General features: G+C 54.0%; 16 protein-coding genes. 10 read left to right on the forward strand and 6 right to left on the reverse strand.

Features of this window, described 5'->3' with window-relative positions; genetic code table 11:
* Nucleotides 1-18: 18 nt before the first annotated feature.
* The 3 genes from SH467x_RS21025 to SH467x_RS21035 all read right to left on the reverse strand — a co-directional run bounded on the left by SH467x_RS21025 (nt 19) and on the right by SH467x_RS21035 (nt 5428).
* Complete coding sequence (locus SH467x_RS21025; protein WP_482369054.1) at nt 19-1314, reverse strand: amidohydrolase family protein; 1296 nt, start codon at nt 1312-1314, stop codon at nt 19-21.
* Nucleotides 1311-3866 carry an amidohydrolase family protein gene (locus tag SH467x_RS21030; RefSeq protein WP_482369055.1) on the reverse strand — a complete coding sequence of 852 codons (2556 nt, stop codon included), beginning with the start codon at nt 3864-3866 and terminating at the stop codon, nt 1311-1313. Before SH467x_RS21030 ends, SH467x_RS21025 begins: the two co-directional genes overlap by 4 nt.
* A 302-nt stretch (nt 3867-4168) precedes the next feature.
* A complete protein-coding gene (locus SH467x_RS21035) occupies nt 4169-5428 on the reverse strand; it encodes an amidohydrolase family protein (RefSeq protein ID WP_482369056.1) in 1260 nt (419 codons plus the stop codon).
* 102 nt (nt 5429-5530) lie between these two features.
* Here SH467x_RS21035 and SH467x_RS21040 point away from each other — a divergent pair, with 102 nt between their 5' ends.
* From SH467x_RS21040 to SH467x_RS21065, 6 genes are all read left to right on the forward strand, one after another.
* Entirely contained in the window at nt 5531-6010 is a 480-nt protein-coding gene (locus tag SH467x_RS21040) for a DinB family protein (RefSeq protein ID WP_482369057.1), read from the forward strand.
* 165 nt (nt 6011-6175) lie between these two features.
* On the forward strand, nt 6176-6781 hold the full coding sequence (locus SH467x_RS21045) for a glutathione peroxidase (RefSeq protein WP_482369058.1): 606 nt from the start codon (nt 6176-6178) through the stop codon (nt 6779-6781).
* 278 nt (nt 6782-7059) lie between these two features.
* Nucleotides 7060-8121, forward strand: a complete 1062-nt coding sequence (holA, locus tag SH467x_RS21050) for a DNA polymerase III subunit delta (RefSeq protein WP_482369059.1) — start codon at nt 7060-7062, stop codon at nt 8119-8121.
* A 112-nt stretch (nt 8122-8233) separates the two neighbouring features.
* Complete coding sequence (rplS, locus tag SH467x_RS21055; RefSeq protein WP_482369060.1) at nt 8234-8584, forward strand: 50S ribosomal protein L19; 351 nt, start codon at nt 8234-8236, stop codon at nt 8582-8584.
* A 141-nt stretch (nt 8585-8725) separates the two neighbouring features.
* On the forward strand, nt 8726-10108 hold the full coding sequence (locus SH467x_RS21060) for an ATP-binding protein (RefSeq protein WP_482369061.1): 1383 nt from the start codon (nt 8726-8728) through the stop codon (nt 10106-10108).
* Nucleotides 10109-10181: 73 nt separating this feature from the next.
* A complete protein-coding gene (locus SH467x_RS21065) occupies nt 10182-10562 on the forward strand; it encodes a YidH family protein (RefSeq protein WP_482369062.1) in 381 nt (126 codons plus the stop codon).
* A gap of 48 nt (nt 10563-10610) precedes the next feature.
* Here SH467x_RS21065 and SH467x_RS21070 read toward each other — a convergent pair whose 3' ends face one another.
* The gene (locus tag SH467x_RS21070; RefSeq protein WP_482369063.1) at nt 10611-11726 is read right to left on the reverse strand and encodes a pyridoxal phosphate-dependent aminotransferase; all 1116 of its coding nucleotides are present in this window, start codon (nt 11724-11726) and stop codon (nt 10611-10613) included.
* Between the two features lie 203 nt (nt 11727-11929).
* On the opposite strand from SH467x_RS21070, the gene SH467x_RS21075 reads away from it, so the two are divergent.
* The 3 genes from SH467x_RS21075 to SH467x_RS21085 are packed head-to-tail and all read left to right on the forward strand — an operon-like array spanning nt 11930 to nt 15369.
* Nucleotides 11930-13660 (forward strand): alanine/glycine:cation symporter family protein, encoded by a 1731-nt coding sequence (locus tag SH467x_RS21075; RefSeq protein WP_482369064.1) that lies wholly within the window; start codon nt 11930-11932, stop codon nt 13658-13660.
* A 5-nt stretch (nt 13661-13665) separates the two neighbouring features.
* Complete coding sequence (locus SH467x_RS21080) at nt 13666-14823, forward strand: NAD(P)/FAD-dependent oxidoreductase (RefSeq protein ID WP_482369065.1); 1158 nt, start codon at nt 13666-13668, stop codon at nt 14821-14823.
* Nucleotides 14824-14838: 15 nt separating this feature from the next.
* Entirely contained in the window at nt 14839-15369 is a 531-nt protein-coding gene (locus tag SH467x_RS21085) for a DUF4416 family protein (protein WP_482369066.1), read from the forward strand.
* Nucleotides 15370-15372: 3 nt separating this feature from the next.
* Here the strand turns inward: SH467x_RS21085 and rsmH are convergent, their stop codons facing one another.
* Together rsmH and SH467x_RS21095 are read right to left on the reverse strand one after the other, a co-directional pair.
* Nucleotides 15373-16296: a 16S rRNA (cytosine(1402)-N(4))-methyltransferase RsmH gene (gene rsmH, locus SH467x_RS21090; RefSeq protein WP_482369067.1), complete on the reverse strand. Its 924-nt coding sequence runs from the start codon at nt 16294-16296 to the stop codon at nt 15373-15375.
* Between the two features lie 589 nt (nt 16297-16885).
* Complete coding sequence (locus tag SH467x_RS21095) at nt 16886-17878, reverse strand: NAD-dependent epimerase/dehydratase family protein (protein WP_482369068.1); 993 nt, start codon at nt 17876-17878, stop codon at nt 16886-16888.
* A 223-nt stretch (nt 17879-18101) separates the two neighbouring features.
* Between SH467x_RS21095 and SH467x_RS21100 the strand changes: the two genes are divergently transcribed.
* Entirely contained in the window at nt 18102-19277 is a 1176-nt protein-coding gene (locus tag SH467x_RS21100; RefSeq protein WP_482369069.1) for a S1C family serine protease, read from the forward strand.
* Nucleotides 19278-19301 lie beyond the last annotated feature (24 nt).

Below are 19301 nucleotides of genomic sequence, written 5' to 3' on the forward strand. Positions count from 1 at the left end.
TCTTGATTTTGGACTTAATTAGGGCTGAGACAGCACTTTGCCTTCGACCATCACCCATTGAACGGCAGCTCGGAACTCGAGCGGATCCGCATCGAGAGCGAGCAAATCAGCCGATTTGCCTTGCCGAAGTGACCCGACGTCCGAGTCGATCTTCAAAATGGACGCAGGGTTCAACGTGATGCTTCGCAGCGCCGCGTCGCGGCTCAGTCCAAATCGATGAGCAAATCTCGCTTGCTCCAGCAGTTGGTCGCCGGCCAAGCAATAGGTGGCGCCTGCGGCATCGAGTTGCCCGAGTACATTCCATCTACGAGCTGTCCCCTCCTCGCCGCGTAAACCACTAACACGTGAGGATGTAGTTAGCCCGGTGAAGATAATCTTTGGCTTCCTCTCCGTGATCGTGTCGATCAGTCGGTACGCTTCATCTCCACCGATGATGATCGGCTGAACTCCGAACTCGTTTTGCAGCGTGAAACAGCTTTGGATGTCGACTTCGGTGCGGCTCACAGAATAGAGCGGCAATGACTGATCAAGCGCTTTGCGAAGGATCGCCATTTTCTTTTCATCCAGTTCGTCTGTGGTCTTCGCCTCCAACGCCTTTTGGAACAAACTACGAAGAATCCAAACCACACCCATTCGATTGGTGGGTTGCCGCATAAAGACGGTGTCAGGTCGCCCGCGAGATTGATTGCGTCCTGTCGGATCGGTACACAGGGCAATGGTCAGCCCGGATTCTTTTTTCATGAGATAGGGGACGTTCGAGTCGGAGGGGTTGCCCGCCGTCTTTACGAGACAGCTAACACCTGCGAAAACCGACTGGGTTCCAGGGACCACATGCGATGTAGTGATCCCTTCATCGACAGCACGTGAAAATGCCCTAGAGCTCCAGTCCATCGTGGAGGAAGTGTCGAAGTCTGGTGTTACCTCGGCAGAGACTTCCGATGTACCACCCGCTAGCCCAAGATCGGAGGCGGCATTTACCAACCCGGGCATTACCCATTTGGCCTGAACGACCTTGGCTCCCTCCGCAATGACTTCTTTGCCGATCCCTTCGATTTTGCCATTCCGGACCAAGATCGCGCCGGGCTCCAGCAATTCACCTTCGCCCGTGATCACATGCTCTGCTTGGATCAAGACCGCATCGTCACCGTCCAAGGGAGCATACGTATGCGCGACCGCTACCATGAACGGATTCGCGACAAGCACCCCCACTATCATTGCGACCTTGATCAGGGGACCCTTCAATAACATATCGAGCCCTCGAGTGGAGACGGTGGATGGAAAAACAGAATCCGCAGTTAAATTGCTTCGAATCATCGCTGGACTCCTTCGCTCCAAGCGGGCAAAGAATCCGCCTTCTCGGCGGGGTACAACGCGCCGCGAACAATGCAACGAGGCCGAGGCGCGTGCCCCGTCAACAACCCGCCTGTCCAGACGACGAAATCCGCATCATCCCCAACTCGAAGCTGTGGACGATCGGTTTGGAACAACGCCGCAGGGGCATCGATCAGCTGCTTCAATACAACTTCCTCAGGAACCCCCGCACGCACGCATTCGGCTGCAGCTCGTAACGTGTCTCGCCCAGTCTCGCCAGCAAAGAGGAACGGGACCCCGTGGTTGAAACAATCGACCATGTCGCGTCCATACCACCGGTAGTCCTCCTCTGATTCCGGGGTGAGAATGAGAGTCGCTTTCGAATCGGCAAGCGCCCCTATTTGGTCACGAATCGACTTGATTCCGTAAACGGCCGATCGAAGTTCCCATTGTTTCGTCAGGCGGATGCAAGCGTCCAACTCGGCGCCGTCGCGAACCACGAAGAGGGAAACCAAAGATCGATCGCGCAGTTTCGCAACCTTGCTCCGGCTAGTTTCCCTCCACCAAGTCGACACCACCTCTGGAAGAAAAAGTCGGGTTCCCGAAGACCCGGTTCCGAATAGTTCTTGGAGCATCTGGATTTGGCCCGCCAAACTGGATGGAAATCGGCCAGGATTACGGGCCGACTCACTCAGGACGAACTCGATAGCAACAGGGCCGGAGGGCGAAACCTCAGGAGCAACCGTCGAGATCAGATCGATTTGTCCCGCGATCGTGTTCGAAGGAGGTGCGGTCAGAGCAACATGGTAAAAACCACTCCCCCCCCATCGCTCCATCGCTTGATTCGCTCCGTCGATCGCGTCTCTAGTTTGAATTGGGAGCGAATTGGACTCCACTCCCGCAATCGCATTGTTCGCCACCCCGAGTGTCGCAAAGGGGGAGATCAATCCTGGAGTGATCGGAAGATCCTCCAAATGGAAACGCGCGACCGCATTGCTTGCGATTGTTTTACTCGAGGCCTCGCTGCTTGCGGTGCTTCCATCGGTGACAACCTTTTGCACCGAAGCAATTTTCCCTTGCTGCACGTGCACCACGGCATGGACGAATCGCCCGTCGATCCAGACTTGCGTGGACTCTACTTCGTAGGATTCTGGCAAGCGATCGGGAAGTGACTTCATTCCGACGGCGGCTACATTTTGCGCTTTCGCAGTGGTTTCGCCCGGTACGGGTCGGGCAGGTTGGGAGAGAGCGAGCTCCAATTCCTTGGTGCGATCGATACCTTCGGTGAAGACGCGTCGAACCGGTGCAGTTAGATCCAGGGGATGACCGTGGAAGAGGACAAATGTCGCATCCTTTCCAGAAGCGAGGGTCCCAAGCCTCTGCTCGATTTGCATTAGCTTTGCCGGTACCGATGTGATCGCATGCAACGCGCGGTCAGGAGGCATTCCGGCAGCAACAGCAGACGCCGCGACCGCTCGCAACGATTTTGAACCGCGTGTTGCACCGGTGAAGGATCCGATGGCAACAGCACCTGGATGTGTCTGCAGCAGTGCTGGATAGTTCGAAGTCGATTGCAACGCTGAGGATTTTCCTGAAAACCAAGCGTCCGCGATGGGTTGGAGGACGATCGGCGTCGAAGTCTTGGTCAAATCGTTCGTCGAAGGTCCGAGTTCATCGAGCGATTCGAGGACCCACTGCACATTGGGAAACCCCTTCATCAATTCCTCGGCATATCGCAAATCATTGATGCCGTGAACCTCGAGCCTTACCGGCATTTTGCCTGCGAGAAGAGGCAACATTTGTTCTTTCGTCGAATCTTTTTCTGGCTTTGCAGGTGGCTTTTCGGCAGTTTTTTCCGATGGCTTCGCGGGATCGCTCGGTTCCTTGGCAGGCTCTTTTGTTTCTTTTGCCGAACTCTCCGACTCCGCCTTTTTCAAGCTGGATTCGTAGTCGTCCCATTTCTTTTTGTAGTCAACCAAACCTTGCAACCAGCCCTTGATGGCGTTGTATCGTTGGAACCTTTCTCGATTGGAGCGGGAGGAGCCCATCGACATTTGCAGGCCTGCTGTATCCGAGAGAATCTTCGGTCCTGAAGAGTCGTCTGGCCACGTCGAGAGGAGAATACCTCGTCCGCCGATCGAGCCTCGCGAAGAAGGTTGGAGATAAACAGCCGTCACTCCGGCCGAGAGGACTTCGGGCCAATTCTCGTCGAAAGGATCGATGGCATCTCGAATCGAAAGCGAGCCATCGCTCGCCGATGCTTCTCGATCCGAGGCATCTAACCACAGACTGCTTCGCGAGTCGATCAAGCCCGGCGTAAGGTAGCCTCCTGCCGCGTCGATCCGTTGGTAACCTTCGGGCACGGGCAGATCGGGACCTCCGATCGCATCAATTTTTGATCCGCGAACCAGCAGCGTGCCATGGAGCACTGTCCCCTGATCGGTCATGGTGAGGATTGTCGCGTTCACCACTGCGATCTTGATTTCGGTGGGCTCCTCGGCGAGCAACTGTCGTTGGACGAACGAAGCGCAACGATTTGTGGATAGGGTTGTCACGAGAAAAAGGAGGCAAAACCACCCCGTCACGTGAAACGATCTCCTGGTGGAGGCTCGCATAATGCAGACCGTTTGTCTGAGTAGAAACGAACAGGCAAAAAGCAGCGAAACGGCCGCCCCCTGCCAACAAGCCAATTGACACGTGGTGTTCCGCGGAGAGGAGCATCGAGCTTGTCATCTATTCACAACTCCGAAGAGCGGGGTGCGATAAGCAATGCACGACACGAAGCGGACTTGGCTAAACTAATCCGATGGTAGCGACTTGGCAACTGTTTGGTTTGGCGAATAGTTCAACCAAACCGTCAATTTCCTTTGGGAGGCGACCATTGGAGGTTGGGTTGCTTTGCGAGTTTCTCTTGAATTCCGGGGATCAGCCGCGCCGCGTTCTCGTAGTAGATTTTGCGAAGAACGTTTTCTTCGAGAAAGATCCCGTAGATATTCCAATCCCCTTGCGGAGGCGGCACTTTGTCGGAGTAAGCGAAGTATTCGTCTTTCGTTTCAAGGAAACGCCAATAGGCATGCAATCGCTTTTCTGGCCATGGTCCATCCGTGCCAAATAGGATTCGGTCTTGATATCGAAGAAAGAAATCGCGAGCCGAATAGGGCTGCCTACCCAGTTCATTGATGCGTGAAGCAAACTCCACAAACAGGTTTGGGTACTTCTCAAGCCACCCAGACAATTGAGCCAAGTCCTCCGCATCGTTTCCAAAGTGCGCAGCGATGAAAGAGGTGTTTGGATGGCGCTCGATCACTCGATTTCTGGCCTGAAGGAGGGAATCGCGAGACGGGTATCCCTCCGCATGAAACGACCAATCAGGGTGCAGGTCGAGCTCTCGTTTTCTTTCGTTGATTTCCGAGAGGGGACGGAAAAAGGCGCTCGGATCGGCCGTGTGCATCAAGACAGGGATACCGATCTCTCCGCACACCTCCCAAATCGGATCCCATCGCGAGTCGTCGACGCGAAGCAGCTCCCCGTTTGCGTCGCGGTAGCCAAGCCCGAAATCCTTAAAGAACTTGAGACCGCTGATCCAGTTCTTGCGTTTCGCTTCCCGAAGTTGTTCGACGACATTGCGGATGAAATGGGGTTGATTGCATTCCCACTTTGAAAAGTCCTTTTCTTCCGCAGCACCTCGGAAATCGATATTGGCGAAGATCACAAAGCGATTCTCGAAAGTATCGTGAAGGAATTTCACATGGCGTTCAAGCTGGGGTCCAAGCGTTCCGTCGAGAGAAACCGAAATCGCAATGTTATTGCGATCCATCATGGCGACGTAGCGTCTAAGAAGTTCCCCATCGTGTCGCCCTTTGACCCAGAAGTGGGTATGGCAATCGACGACCGGCAACATCGCTCGTTCGAGCGAGGTGCGGGGCAGCTGAGCACTTGGGTGCAGGAGCCAATGATCTGCGGTTGCCTGCGGACTGTCAGACGGTGCAGCGACTTGTTCTGTAAGTCGCGTTTCCTGAGCCGTTATTGTGTCAAAAGGAATCGTTCCAAGGATCAACACGATTGCGACCAGAAAATTACTGCGTCCTCCGCGCGTTTCCAAGATGTCCAAATCCATGGTGATGAAGCGATTCTTTCGAAGGGTAAAAAATGGAGTTGCGGATTTCGCTATGATACTCTCAACAGGTTCGTGGACTCCAGGAATGAAAGGTGAACAAGCATGTTCGATCGCAAACGTATCGACGTTTACGAAAAAGGTGGCGAAAAACTGAGGAGGGCATACGAGGGGCTCACTTCCGAGCAGTTGCAAGCGGTTCCTCCTGATGGCTCTTGGACTTTACAAAAAATTGCCGTTCATTTGCTCGATGCCGATCTCATCGGAAGCGACCGCATGAAACGGATTGCCAGCATGCCAATTCCACTTTTGGTCGGTTTTGACGAAACCGCCTTCGCTAACCTTCCAGGTAGCGAGCTTCTGTCGGCCCAGGACGCCATCGAACTGTTCCATCGAAACCGCTCCATGACGGCGATCCTATTGAGGCATTTGCCGGATGGCGCCTTCGAGCGATTTGGGATACACACAGAGGGAGGAAAGGTAACCCTGGCCGAGATGCTGGAAAACTATACCCACCATTTGGAACACCACTTGGCGTTTGTTGCCAAGAAAAGGAGTCACTTCGCCAGCCATTCCGGTCATTAGACTGATCCGACTTGACTCGTTCGCGTACAATGCTTCATCGTTGAGCAGAAATCGGATTCCAGTTCGCTTGTGCTAACGCCAGATCACCGCGATTGGTTGCGAGCTTCCTTTCCGCTTTCCGTCCCTTCACCACCCCCCATTTGTCCTCCCCATTCCGAGGTTTCCATGTCGAATTACAGATCTTTGTTTGCAGGCATTGTGGCGATGGCCATGATGTCCGGTTACGTTTGCACTCCTTGCATGAATGCTCCTGTTATGGCCGACGAAAAGAAGACGGACGTTCCCCCCTCCTTGGCATTTCAAATGAAAGATCTCGAGGGGAAGCCTGTCGATTTGGTGAAGTACAAGGGGAAGGTTGTTCTTTTCGTGAACGTCGCTAGCAAGTGCGGTTACACGAAACAATACGAAGGCCTTCAAAAGTTGTTCGAGAAATTCGAGTCGAAGGGACTGGTCGTCGTAGGAGTCCCCTGCAATCAATTCGGCGGGCAAGAAGCTGGCAGCAGCAAAGAAATTCGCGAGTTCTGCACCAGCAAGTACCAAGTCACGTTTGACATGTTGGAAAAAGTAGACGTGAACGGTGACAAGGCTTGCGATCTCTACAAATATCTTACGTCCCAACAAACGGCTCCGCTTCCAGCTGGCAAAGTGAAGTGGAACTTCGAGAAGTTTGTTGTCGATCGGGATGGCAAAGTGGTGGGTCGCTTTAGCTCTGCCGTGACCCCCGAGAATAATGACTTGGTCGCGTTGATCGAAAAGGCCTTGGCCAAGTAAGCGCCGGTTTTGCTCCTGCGATTCGAGGCGAGTCCCAATCATATGGACTCGCCTCACGCATTCTTTTGCCCGCAATCGGGTCGGATTCTTATCGCAACGGGAACGGCCTGATCGATCGAGTTAGGTGAGGCATATCTTTTTGCCAAGCATCTTCCAGGGCATTTTCCTAGGCATGCTGTGAACCGATCGCGTCCTTTGCCGAGTTCGCTATACTCAGGCGAAGCGTGTCTCCGAGGGTTCGAATTTTTGGTTTTCCTTATCTCGAGGGAAGAAGCAAGTTGGCAGACAAGGGAACGGCACAGCAGGCCTTTGAATTCTTTGACAGCACCGTATCGAAACCACTCCCCCCACTTATCGCATGCTTCGGCAGCGACGATTTCTTGCGACGCGAATCGATCCGGCACTGGGTAGCGGGGAGCGGGATTGAGGCGGAGTCCGTCCGGAGTTTTGAAGGGGACGAGGCAGCATGGCGCGATGTACACGATCAGTTGTCGACACGTTCTCTTTTTGACGACTTGGGGATCCGCATCGCGGTGGTGCACAATGGGGACAAATTCATCAGCAAGTATCGCGAGTCCCTTGAAAAATGGGCTGACACCCATGCCAGCGACAGCACGCTGATCCTTGAAATCCAGACTTTTCCTGCGAACACCAAGCTTTACACGGCGATTGCGAAAAAAGGAAAGTTGATCAAATGCACTCCTCCGCAAAAAGCATCTTGGGGAAATCCTCCCGACGACAAGGCTTTGCAGCAGTGGATTCTTTCCTGGGGAAGAGGCCGGCATGGGCTTGAACTCACCGCCAATCAAGCAGCCTTGGTGGTCGAACGCATTGGATCCGTTTGCGGACTGATCGACTGCGAGCTTGCGAAGCTCGCGTTATTCAAGGACGGGAAGGGGAGCGTTTCGAATGAGCGGGTAGCTGAGTTGGTTGGCGGTTGGCGTACCCAGACAGCTTGGGAGGTCGCCGATGCGATCGCCGACGGAAAGACCTCTGTCGCCTTGGAGCAGTTAGAAAAACTCCTCCACGCCGGGCAAACAACCGTTGGGCTCGCCGCCCAGATCTCTTGGTCCCTCCGGCGTTACGGCGTTGCGGCTCAATGGATTGAGCAATGCGAAAAACGGGGGGAAAAGATTTCTTTGGGTGGGGCACTCGAAAAGGCGGGCTTCAATCGATTCGATTTGGCCAAATCAGAGGCCCGATTGCGTCGGATCGGCCGTGAGCGAGCAAAGAATTTGCTTCAAGCCCTGGTCGACTTGGAGCTCAAACTCAAAGGGAGCCACAGCAACGATTACCGGGCGCGATTGGCATTCGAATCTCTCATATTTTCACTCTCCTAGCCCCAAAAACCTGGAAAAGCTGTAGTTTGGCCTTCCCAAAGTTCGATCGCCTTGTCAACATATTCCCCTTGAATTGACTAGAAGTTTGCCTCATTTTGGTGTTTTTGGAATCATGAGCCAACGATTGCTCCAATTGGTTGAACAGTCTTCCCTGAAGGATAAAGTGGATACGTTCGGGATTGGGGACACGGTCGATGTCCACACGAAGATTCAGGAAGGCAACAAAGAGCGGATCCAGATTTTCAGTGGAACCGTGATTGCTAAGAGTGGATCGGGAACCCGCGAAATGTTCGTCGTTCGCCGCATTGTGGCTGGTGAAGGTGTCGAACGAAAGTTTCCTGTCCATTCGCCACGCATCGACAAGATCGAGGTCAAGCGTCGGTCGGTTATTCGCCGGGCCAAGCTTTACTTCTTGCGTGGACGCACTGGCAAGTCGGTTCGTTTGGAAGAACGCCGCGGCTAGTCATTGGGTCACTAGAGAGCCACCTTCTTTTCTAACAGGAAGGTTGGTCTGCAATAGCGAACGGGGCATCGAGCGTTCAGGCCGGATTATGGCGGGAGCGAATCACGATGCCCTTCGTTTTTTATGCGAGGGTGGCTAAATATGAGTGTAGGGGTACGGTACTCTCTCGCAGAACCCCACATTTCCACCGCGATTTGGTTGACCCAATTGCGTTGGGTGGCGGTTGCTGGCCAGCTTCTGGTGATTGGCTCCGTCGTTTTGCTGGTCCTGATACCGCTGCCGCTCTTACCTTTGCTCGCCTTGGTAGCTTGGACGGCAGCTACCAATATAGGTTTATGGGTTTGGGCCAGGCGACTACGAAGTTCGTCCGCTCTGACCCTTTCTAAGGCCGGCTACGAACCAAGAGCTTCTCTGGTCGCTGATTCTGCCAGCGACGACACTATTGGCAATCGCGTTCTCACAGCGATCCTTTGCATGGATGTTGTCACGCTTACAGGGCTACTCTACTTCACGGGGGGTGGGTCCAACCCCTTCCTCATCTTCTACTTTGCCAACATAGCAATCGCAGGCATGATCCTTCCCCGCCAGCTGGCTTGGCTGGTTGCATTCCTTTCGGTAGGAGGGGTTAGTTGGCTTCTGAATGAAGCAAGATCGATCGACGTCATCGCCAATTCTCCGCTCGATCCCAACGCACCCTGGGGCGTTTCCAAGTTTGCGTTTCTTGTCGCATTTGCAACGAGCTCCTGCGTGATCACCTTTTTCGTCACCATGCTCGCGGGCCAGCTTCGCGAGCGTGAAAAACAACTTGCCATTGCAGAGCAAGAAAAAGAGAGATCGCGAAGATTGGAAGCCATGGCGACGCTGGCTGCAGGGGCAGGACATGAGCTTGCTAGCCCGCTATCCACTATCGCAGTGGTATCGAAGGAGCTTTCGCGTAATCTCGAGAAATACGAGGTTTCATCGGGCATTCGCCGCGATGTCGATTTGATTCGCGAGGAGCTGAACCGATGCCGCGACATTCTACATCGCATGAAAAGCGGGGCAGGTGAAGCGGCAGCGGAACATTTGCACCCCATCTCCCTCGCTGAGCTTGTGGAAGAAACCATCCAAGCTATGCGAGAACCGCACCGCGTCGTCGTCGATTTGCCAACAGAGATTGAAGGAAAGAAGGGGTTGTTACCCAAGCAAGCTCTCTCACAAGCCCTGCGGAACCTGATCCAAAACGGTCTTGATGCCTCACCTCCCGAAGCGATCGTGACACTGACCGTTCGCGAACAAAGTAATGCACCTGGGTTGATAAATTGGAAGCTGACGATCACCGATAGCGGAACGGGGCTCAGCGAGGAAGTTTCACGCCGCATCGGCGAACCTTTCTTCACCACAAAAGAAGTAGGGCAAGGAATGGGGCTGGGAGTTTTTTTGACACGGAATGTCATCCAAGGTGTCGGCGGGACGATGAAGTTCATCAGCCGTATCGAGGGCGGGACCATTTGCGAAGTCGAAATCCCAACCAAAACCGTTTAACAAAGAATCTACAAAAACGTTGAGTCGATGATCCAGATTCCTGAGAGCGGGCCACGCAGAGTAGGAAAGCACGATGGCGACCGGTAATACCGAACAAGACCCTCGCATTTACATGGCTGCGGAGAGAACCTTTCTTGCATGGATACGAACAGGAGTCGCAATGATGGGCTTTGGCTTTGTCATTGCAAGGTTTGGTTTCTTTCTTCGCGAGTTGGCCAGCCAACGTTTGCAGGAGGAGCCCACTCGATTGGGTGTGTCGTTACCGTTGGGCATTTCGCTGGTCGTTGTGGGGACCATTGTGATTTCTGTTTCGGTAGTACGACACCATCGCTACATTGAGGCGATCGATCGCAATGAGTTCCGCCGGGCATTCGGTTCGCAATTCGCGATATTCATTGCGGGATTGCTATGTGTGGTGGGTATCGCCATGGCGATCTATTTGGCGCGTCTCTAGCCCGCATCGAGAGGAATGCGAAAATCTTCCCATCGCGAGACCAGCCAGTTACTCTCTAGCCAGTTCGCGGAGGACTTGGATACCGCGGTCCAACGTCTCATTGCTAGCGGCAAATGAAATCCGGAAGTGGGTGTCCCGCTGCGAGAAGATGTTTCCAGGGATAACCAGCAATTCGTTCGCAATACAGCGTTCCACAAAACGGCTACCGCTCCCTCCAGGCGCTTTCGGGAAGATATAAAAAGCTCCACCAGGCGTGGTGAACTCGTAATCATCTTTCAGGCCCGCGACAATTCGATCCCGCTTTGAAGCGTAATCGCGGTAGTACTGCGTCATATCGTGATCATAAGCCGCCAGCGCAGCCCACTGGAACGGTGTTGGGGCGCAGACAAATGAGTATTGCTGAATCTTCAACATCGTCTGAATGACTTCCGAAGGCCCGTGCACATACCCAAGTCGCCAGCCTGTCATCGCGTGACTCTTGGAAAAACCATCGATGACAATAGTGTCTTCGTTGAACTGTGCCGGGGAGCACATCGGGCTATCGAAATGAAACCCGGAATAGATCTCATCCGAGATCAAAGCGATATTCTTTTCCTTGCACAGTTTCGCCAAGCCCTCGATCTCTTCGACGCTCGCGGTCACTCCGGTGGGATTCCCTGGGGAGTTAAAAAGGACCAACTTCGTCCGAGGCGTGATCGCATCGCGAACCTTGTCGAGGTCGATGCGAAAATCGGGATAGGTATCGATCAGAACGGGGATCCCACCCACCAGCTGTACCAACGGGACATACATCACGAAATAAGGATCGAAGATGATGACTTCATCCCCAGGATCGACGAGCGAAAGCATCGACAGAACCAAACCTCCGGAAGTACCGGAACTGACAAAAACTTTGCGATCTTCGTGATTCCATTTCGTTCGAATCTCCTTCTGCAGTTTGTCGACCAGCGGAGGGATCCCCTGAGTCGGCGAGTAAGCATTGCGCCCCGACTCGATCGCTTCGATAGCGGAAAAACGAATCGGTTGTGGCACATCGAAATCGGGCTGGCCAATCGACAGATTGATCGGATTCTTGAGCTTCGCCGCCAATTCAAAGACTTTGCGGATACCGCTCGAATCGAATGCAAGAGTTCGTTTTGCAATCCAAGGATGGGTGCTGGCCATAGCGATAGAATTTTCGGCTGATGGAAAATGGAACAGTTGGGTAGTTTCTCGCGTCCGCGATGTGGGAATCATAAGGGGAAATCTCACTTTTGAAACCTACTTATCCCCAAGAACTTCTAGCAACTTGCCCCGTGTTGTGTAGCATACGACCTACCCGTTAATCCTCTCATGCAACAACCCCTTGGATGGAAAAGGAATCTGAGATGGCAAGCAGCAATGTCGTGCCGTGTTCCACCGGTTCACGAATGCTCTTCAGCATGAAGGCTTTATCGTTCGCTCTCTTGTTGGTGATGACTGGTTCGTCGATGATGACAGGCTTAGGCACTCATCGAGCCTTCGGCGCAGAAGAGCCAAAGAGACGAACCGCTGCGGAATCCCATGCGTTGGATCTTCCGGATGCGTTGCCCCCCAAATCATCGGCAACCAAGGCTGCGAGTGAAGATCCTGACGCAGAAAAAGACTGGGTCGAACAAGTCGATAGTGTGTTCGGGACTTGGCTCGTCAAACCGCTCGAATTGGTTTTGTTCTATGATTTTCGTACCAAAGAATATCTTGGGACCAGCGTCCCCTTCGTGGTGATTTGGCTTCTCTTTGGAGGCGTGTTCCTCACCCTGCGAATGGCGTTTATCAACTTGCGGGGCTTCTACCATGCCATCGAGTTGATACGTGGTACTTACGACGAAAAGGACGATCAAGGGGACGTTTCCCATTTCCAAGCCCTAGCATCAGCGTTGTCGGGAACCGTAGGGCTAGGAAATATCGCCGGCGTTGCAATTGCGATTGGACAAGGAGGACCGGGGGCAACGTTTTGGATGATCGTCTGCGGACTGCTCGGGATGACGAGCAAGTTCTCGGAATGCACGTTAGCCGTTATGTATCGACGTACGGATGAGGAAGGATTGGTCCTGGGCGGCCCCATGATCTACTTGCGAGATGGTCTAGCTCGCATGGGGCTCGGCCCCCTTGGATCGCTACTCGCGATTGCTTTTACCTTTCTCTGCATCGGTGGATCGCTGGGCGGAGGTAATTCCTACCAAGTCGTTCAGTCACTGAACGCATTGCAATCCGAGGAGACCTTTTCCTTTCTGAGGCAAGGACAATATCCCTGGATCTATGGAATTGTCATGGTGATTCTTGTTGGCGCCGTGATCATCGGAGGGATCAAGTCGATTGGCAATTTTGCTGGACGTGTTGTTCCATTTATGTGCTTGGCCTACTTGCTGGTCTGTTTTTCGATTCTCGGTATGAATTTCGACCAGATCCCATTCGCCATCCTCGAGATCTTTCGCGGTGCCTTCACTCCCGAGGGGCTCTACGGAGGTTTCTTAGGCGTCATGGTACTCGGCATCAAACGCGCCTGTTTCTCGAACGAAGCCGGCGCCGGATCGGCAGCCATTGCTCACGCGGCAGCCAGGACCAAGGAACCTGTGAGCGAAGGGATGGTCGCGCTCCTTGAACCGTTCATCGACACCGTCGTCGTCTGCACCCTCACCGCCTTGACAATCATTGTCACCGGTGTCTACCGACAACCCGAGGTCCTGCAACTCGCACAGGACAACAAAGGATCGATGATCACATTGGCTGCGTTCACCCAGAACGCAAGCTTCGAGTGGTTCAAGTACGTTTTGTACTTGGCTGTCTTCTTATTTGCGTATTCCACCTGCGTTTCTTGGTCCTACTATGGGGAACGTTGCTGCGTAGCCTTGTTCGGGAATCGCTCCAGCCTTCCTTACAAAGTGCTGTTTCTCACCTTCACATTTCTCGGTTCTGTTGTCAGTCCGACAAATATTCTCGAGTTCAGCGACATGATGATCCTCTCCATGGCCATCCCCAACCTGATCGGTGTCTTCTTGCTAAGCAATCGCATCCGCTCTGAGCTAGATCGGTATTGGGCTCGGTACAAGAGCGGCGAACTGTTACCCAAGCACGAGTGATTCGCATGGATCAAGAGGGATGGGATTTGCTGGTATGCGGCGGTGGCGTGGTCGGACTCTCGATTGCATACCAGTGTGCGAAACAGGGATGGAAGGTAATCGTCGTGGATCGCGGACGATTTGGACGCGGGGCTTCGTGGGCCGGCGCTGGCATCCTGCCGGCAGGGGCGACTGTCGAAGCGCTTGACCCGATCGAGCAGCTGCGGGCACTTTCCCATCGACTCCATCGACAATGGGCTGCAGAGTTTCGAATGCTTACAGGTATCGACAACGAGTATCGCGAATGCGGTGGAGTCTACCTTGCCAGAACTCCCGCCGAACGTGCGACACTCCTCGCCAGTGAAATGTGGTGGGAGGATCATGGTATCGCCTATGAGCGGATAACACCGCGAACATCTGGTGAGAGGATTGCTGCGTTGGCCAGAGCCCTCCCCCTTAGTGCGGAGGAAGAGTGTTGGTGGTTGCCGGACGACTGCCGAGTCCGCAATCCTTTCCACATCGACGCATTGGTGGAAGCGAATCGTCGATTGGGCGTTCATCTTGAAACCGACCGAGAGATTGTTTCTATCGAGCGTGATTCAGGACATGGGGGGCCAGCATCAACGCTGACAGGTCGGGATCGGACCGGCGAGAGAATTCGAGCGAATCGCGTTTGCATTACGGCGGGGGCATGGTCCCGACAACTGCTTGAACTATTCGGGATCGACACGGGGATCATGCCCGTTCGAGGACAAATGGTTCTTTACAAACTCGATGCACCGAAGTTCCCGTTCGTTATCAACGAAGGGCATCGGTACTTGGTCCCTCGCGATGACGGGTATCTGCTGGCTGGGTCCTGCGAGGAGGAAGTGGGGTTCGACACGTCGACGACCGATTCCATGATTGCCGAGTTAAGGGAGTGGGCTTGCTCGGTTCTTCCTGATCTTCAAGACGCGAGAGTCGAACGGACTTGGGCGGGCCTTCGCCCCGGATCCTTCGATAGTTACCCCTACATGGGGCTGGTACCGGGGCAAGAGAATCTGTTTGTTGCTGCCGGGCACTTCCGGCATGGTCTTCATTGGTCGACTGGCACGGCGATTCTTATGCAACAACTCATGTTTGGCGAAAAGCCAGACATCGACTTGGAACCGTTCCGAGTTCTTCGCGGACATAATTCGAAGTAAAGGAATTGCATCGACATGGGGGAAATCAAATCCTATCCGCCTTGTGTGCAACTGATCGGTGCCTTCAGTCGCTACGGCGATGCCTTGGATTGGGTCTGGGAACGAGTTCGCCATGTATGGGGCGAGATCCCACTTCTCAGCGAACGATTCGCGTTCCGGGAGTCGGAGTACTACCACCGAACGATGGGAGAAGGGCTTTGGAAACAGTTCGCATTGTGCAAACCGTTCTACGACCCCGGATGCTTGTCCGCAGATAAACGAACGACCAACGAATGGGAGGATGAGTACGCGAGCCTCGCCAGGAACTCGGAGGCCCGGCCGCTCAACATCGACCCGGGCTATCTCGCGTTGACGAAATTGGTGCTTGCCTCCACAAAGAATCGGGAGCATCGCATCTACTTGCAAGACGGCGTGTATGCCGAAGTGACGCTGGCGTTTCGCGATCAAAAGTGGAATGCGATGCCATGGACGTACCCGGACTACCAACGGGATGATTTCCAAGCGTTCTTTACCGAAGCGAGACGGTATTTGCTGAATTGCCGATAGCGATTACGCGTCAGTTCGACGCGCGGCGACCCGCAGTTTGGCACTGCGAGCACGAGGGTTTTCCGCGATTTCCCGATCGCTTGGCAGGACGGGTTTCCGCGTGAGTACCTCCATCTGCGGATGGTCGCGAAACGCGTGCTTGACCATCCGATCCTCCAGGGAATGAAAGGAAATAATCAGCAAACGACCATTCGGCTTCAAACAGCTTGGGAGCCATTTCAGCGCCTCTTCGAGATGATCCAATTCATGATTGACAGCGATGCGCAACGCTTGAAACGTGCGAGTGGCACTGTCGATTCTGCCGTGAATCTTTCCTGGAATGACGCGGTGAATCAAATCGTAAAGCTGCTCCGCCGTCTCCACGGGATCGTCCAATCGACGTGCAACAATAGCTCTCGCAATTCGCCGGCTGAATCGCTCTTCTCCGTATTGATAGATGATGTCCGCGATTTCCTTTTCCGTGGCGACCTTGAGCAGTTGCGACGCGGGTATACCACTTTCTTCAGAAAATCGTAGATCGAGCGGTCCCCCTACTTTGAACGAAAACCCCCGTGCAGGATCCGCAAGCTGATCGCTGGACAATCCCAGATCGAGCAAGATCCCATCAGCCAGCTCAATGTCTCCATCCTGGATGTAGCGAGGGATATCGCGATAGGAAGTCGCGATGAGCTTCGCGCGGCAGGCCCAATCGCGATTGGATCGCAATCGTTCCTCCGAACGTTCGACTGCGACGGGATCGCGATCGATCCCTACAAACAAATCGCCAGCTCGCATTCGGGAAAGCATCGAGAGGGCGTGACCTCCTCCTCCCAGCGTGCCATCGATCCATACAAACGGGGAAACTGGGCCGCGTCTCTCGACTTCCAGCCCAGACCACTCCAATATCTCCTGCATCATGACAGGGATGTGAACTGTGGGAGAAGACAACCTAGAGACCATTTCCTGAAGAAAAGAAAACAGCCGACCGGAGCGACACCCGGTCCGTCCCAGCAAGCCCTCTAAGTTTCCGTTCTGAGACTCGGTGCTGGAATTCACTGAGGCACACCAAACTCCTGTGTCCAACACAGAAGCCAGCTACTCTCAGTTGCGAGAATGTGGTGGAACCCTCCAAAAAGTACCTACCGACTGCTTCTTCGGCGGTGAGGAGCAAAGCCCGTGGCCGTAGGCTCGACTCTCGCTTTTCAAAGAGCACCAAACATCGCTTGGATGACTGGGCTGTCGCAGATTCCGATCGGCTGTCGATCATGTTCTGACAATGATTCCAGAATACCCGAATCGTTCCTTTTTGGGAAACTCTGTTTCTCCGAGTTGGCCAGAAATTGCCCTTTGATGTCTCTGCAGAGTGCTAGCCAACCCGCATCTCCACAGCAAGCACTTTTTCGTAACCCATTTCCAGAAAACAACTTACAGACAACCATGCAGGGCGTCAGCTTGTCGTAGCGACGCTTTGGCACGCCTCGATCAGCTTGTTTAGACAAACTAATACAACAGAGCGGGGGCGGATGGGTGGCATTGCTTATTTGGATCGTTGCTTTTGGGACGACGCAACCTTTGGGAAGGGCAATCCATCTTGTAAACCACTTCGATAATCTTCAAACCGGAAACGAAAAGGAAGCTCGCTTCGCAATCGACGCGAGTCGATCCGCTTGTTGTCGGAAGAACGAGGGGGTTTGGCTCTCGGCTCTGCGGAGGGAATCACTGCAGCCACCGGCGCCGACAGATCGCTGCTGGCAAAACGGGGATCGGGAAAACCACCCAGTTCGGCGATGAACTGATAGTAATCCCTGCGTGGTGTTGGATTGCCGTCGCTGACACAGTAAAGCGAATGCTGAGGTTGGTGATCCCCGAAGTAGACAACAGTATCTGCCAGGTCTCGTACATGGATCAAATTGAGGTAGCTTTCGGGATCGCTAGCCAAGGGAGTTTTGTCCCGGATCGCTTGCCAATTCGGAAGCCTTCCCGGGCCGTAGATCCCAGCGGGTCTCAAAAGAACAAAATCACCCACAGGTACGTTTCTTGAAATCCAATCCTCCGCTGCCGCAGCGGCCAATGGTCCGGGGCGTTGGGGCTGCATCGGAGCTTGTTCATCGATCCAACTTCCATCGTTCACCCCAGACATGACGCCCGTGGTCGAGAGGTAGATCCAACGCACTCGCTCCTTCGATAAAGCCCCCACTGGAGTCTCGCCTCCCGCGAGCAAACGCCTCAATCGTTCCAATCCCAGTGTGTGAGATTCCTCGTGTGGAACTCCTGCATTAGGAGCGTGCGAGACGGAGATAAGCACGGTTGCGATCGATTCTGCGATCGCGTGTTCTCGCCAATCGCGAAGAAACGCTTCGTTGGGGTCTTCGAGCCAATTCCAAATCAACGGGATAATTCCAGAGTGTCGAAGCTCCGCTCCCCTCGTGGCGGAACGGGTGACAGCCACCACACGATCCCCATTCGCAAGCCACGTATTCGCCACCTCCATTCCAACGTAACCACAACCGACAATCAGACGGCACTTCATCGCAGGGCTCTCCTTAAACCTTCTACACCTCCTACAACCGGCATACCAATGCTGTCGTGAACGGGGAGATTTGGATTTTTCTTAAAGTCAGTGGGTTTCAATTTGACTGCGCTTAGCGAATAATCGATTCCACAGCCGTTTAGATCGGTTGCACCCAATGTAATGGTCTTGCTCCGATCCCCCAAGTCGTGCGCAAGGCGAAACTCGTACTTCGGAGTTTCCTGTGACCCAAGTGATTCGAATCAACGGCTCCACCCTTCCTGAGCCGGTCGCCGAATATCCGTTCCGTTTGCGGCTTCCGATTTTCGGTTGCATCTTCGGTCTCACCATCGCTCTTTCGAGTGGATTGGCAGGGGCGCAGCAAAAGGAAGATGGAGGCGAGCAACGAACAGCTCTCCGCCCCGCTCTCCCGCTCTATTTCTCTACATCCCTGGATGCTCCTACAGCGCTGACAAAGGTACCTTTGTCCGAGGAGATCGCACGCATTGCGAAAGGGACCGAACCAAACAACAAACAGCAATTGGTCAGTTTGCAAAAGCAGCAAACGGAGGTTGCAAAGCGGGCACCTTTGGTCACAGTCAATTTGCAACACGGCAATACGCAGGGAAGCGGTGTGATCGTCAGCGGCGACGGATACATCCTCACCGCTGCACACGTAGCAGGGCGTCCCAACCAGCGGATCCATGTTGTCTTACACGATGGAACGCGAGTCGAAGGCAAATCACTGGGTCTCAACCGCAATGAAGACGCCGGTCTAGTCAAGATCGTGCATCCCGTCCGAAGCCCCGACAATCCTTGGCCGCATGCGTCCCTCGGTAGCTCGACCGATCTACAACCGGGAAGCTGGGTGATGGCGGTCGGCCATCCCGGTGGCTGGCAGGCCGATCGACCTGCAGTCGTTCGAATCGGACGATTGCTTCGCAATATCGACTCGACCCTGATTACCGATTGCGCTCTGATTGGCGGCGATAGCGGCGGCCCATTATTCGACCTTGAGGGTAAGTTGATTGGGATTCATAGCCGGATCGGTGTAGAAGTCGACGAAAATATGCATGTCCCTCTCGATGTCTTTTACAAAAGCCACGAGCGATTGATCCGCAGCGAGGCATGGGGTTCGCTCCCTGGCTTTCGCCCTTACATTGGCGTCGAAGGAACGAGTGTAGAGGAAAGCGGTGGCCGCTGCGTGATCGAGCGCGTTACGCCGAAAGGTCCCGCGGATCGAGCAGGAATCGAACCAGGTGACATTATCGTGCGCTTTGACGGTCAAAAAATTGGCGTCTTCAAAGAGCTGAAAGATTCCGTCGATGCGATGGTCCCAGGGGATTCGGTCGAAGTCGAATTGGAACGCAACTCCAGAAGAATGATCGTTCGAATCATGATCGGTTCGTTGAATCCTTAGCCTCGAACCTGATGCCTTGGTCCC

Origin of the sequence: Brakhagea slesvicensis, assembly GCF_052161625.1 — a bacterium.
GTDB lineage: Bacteria > Planctomycetota > Planctomycetia > Pirellulales > Pirellulaceae > JBKCUI01.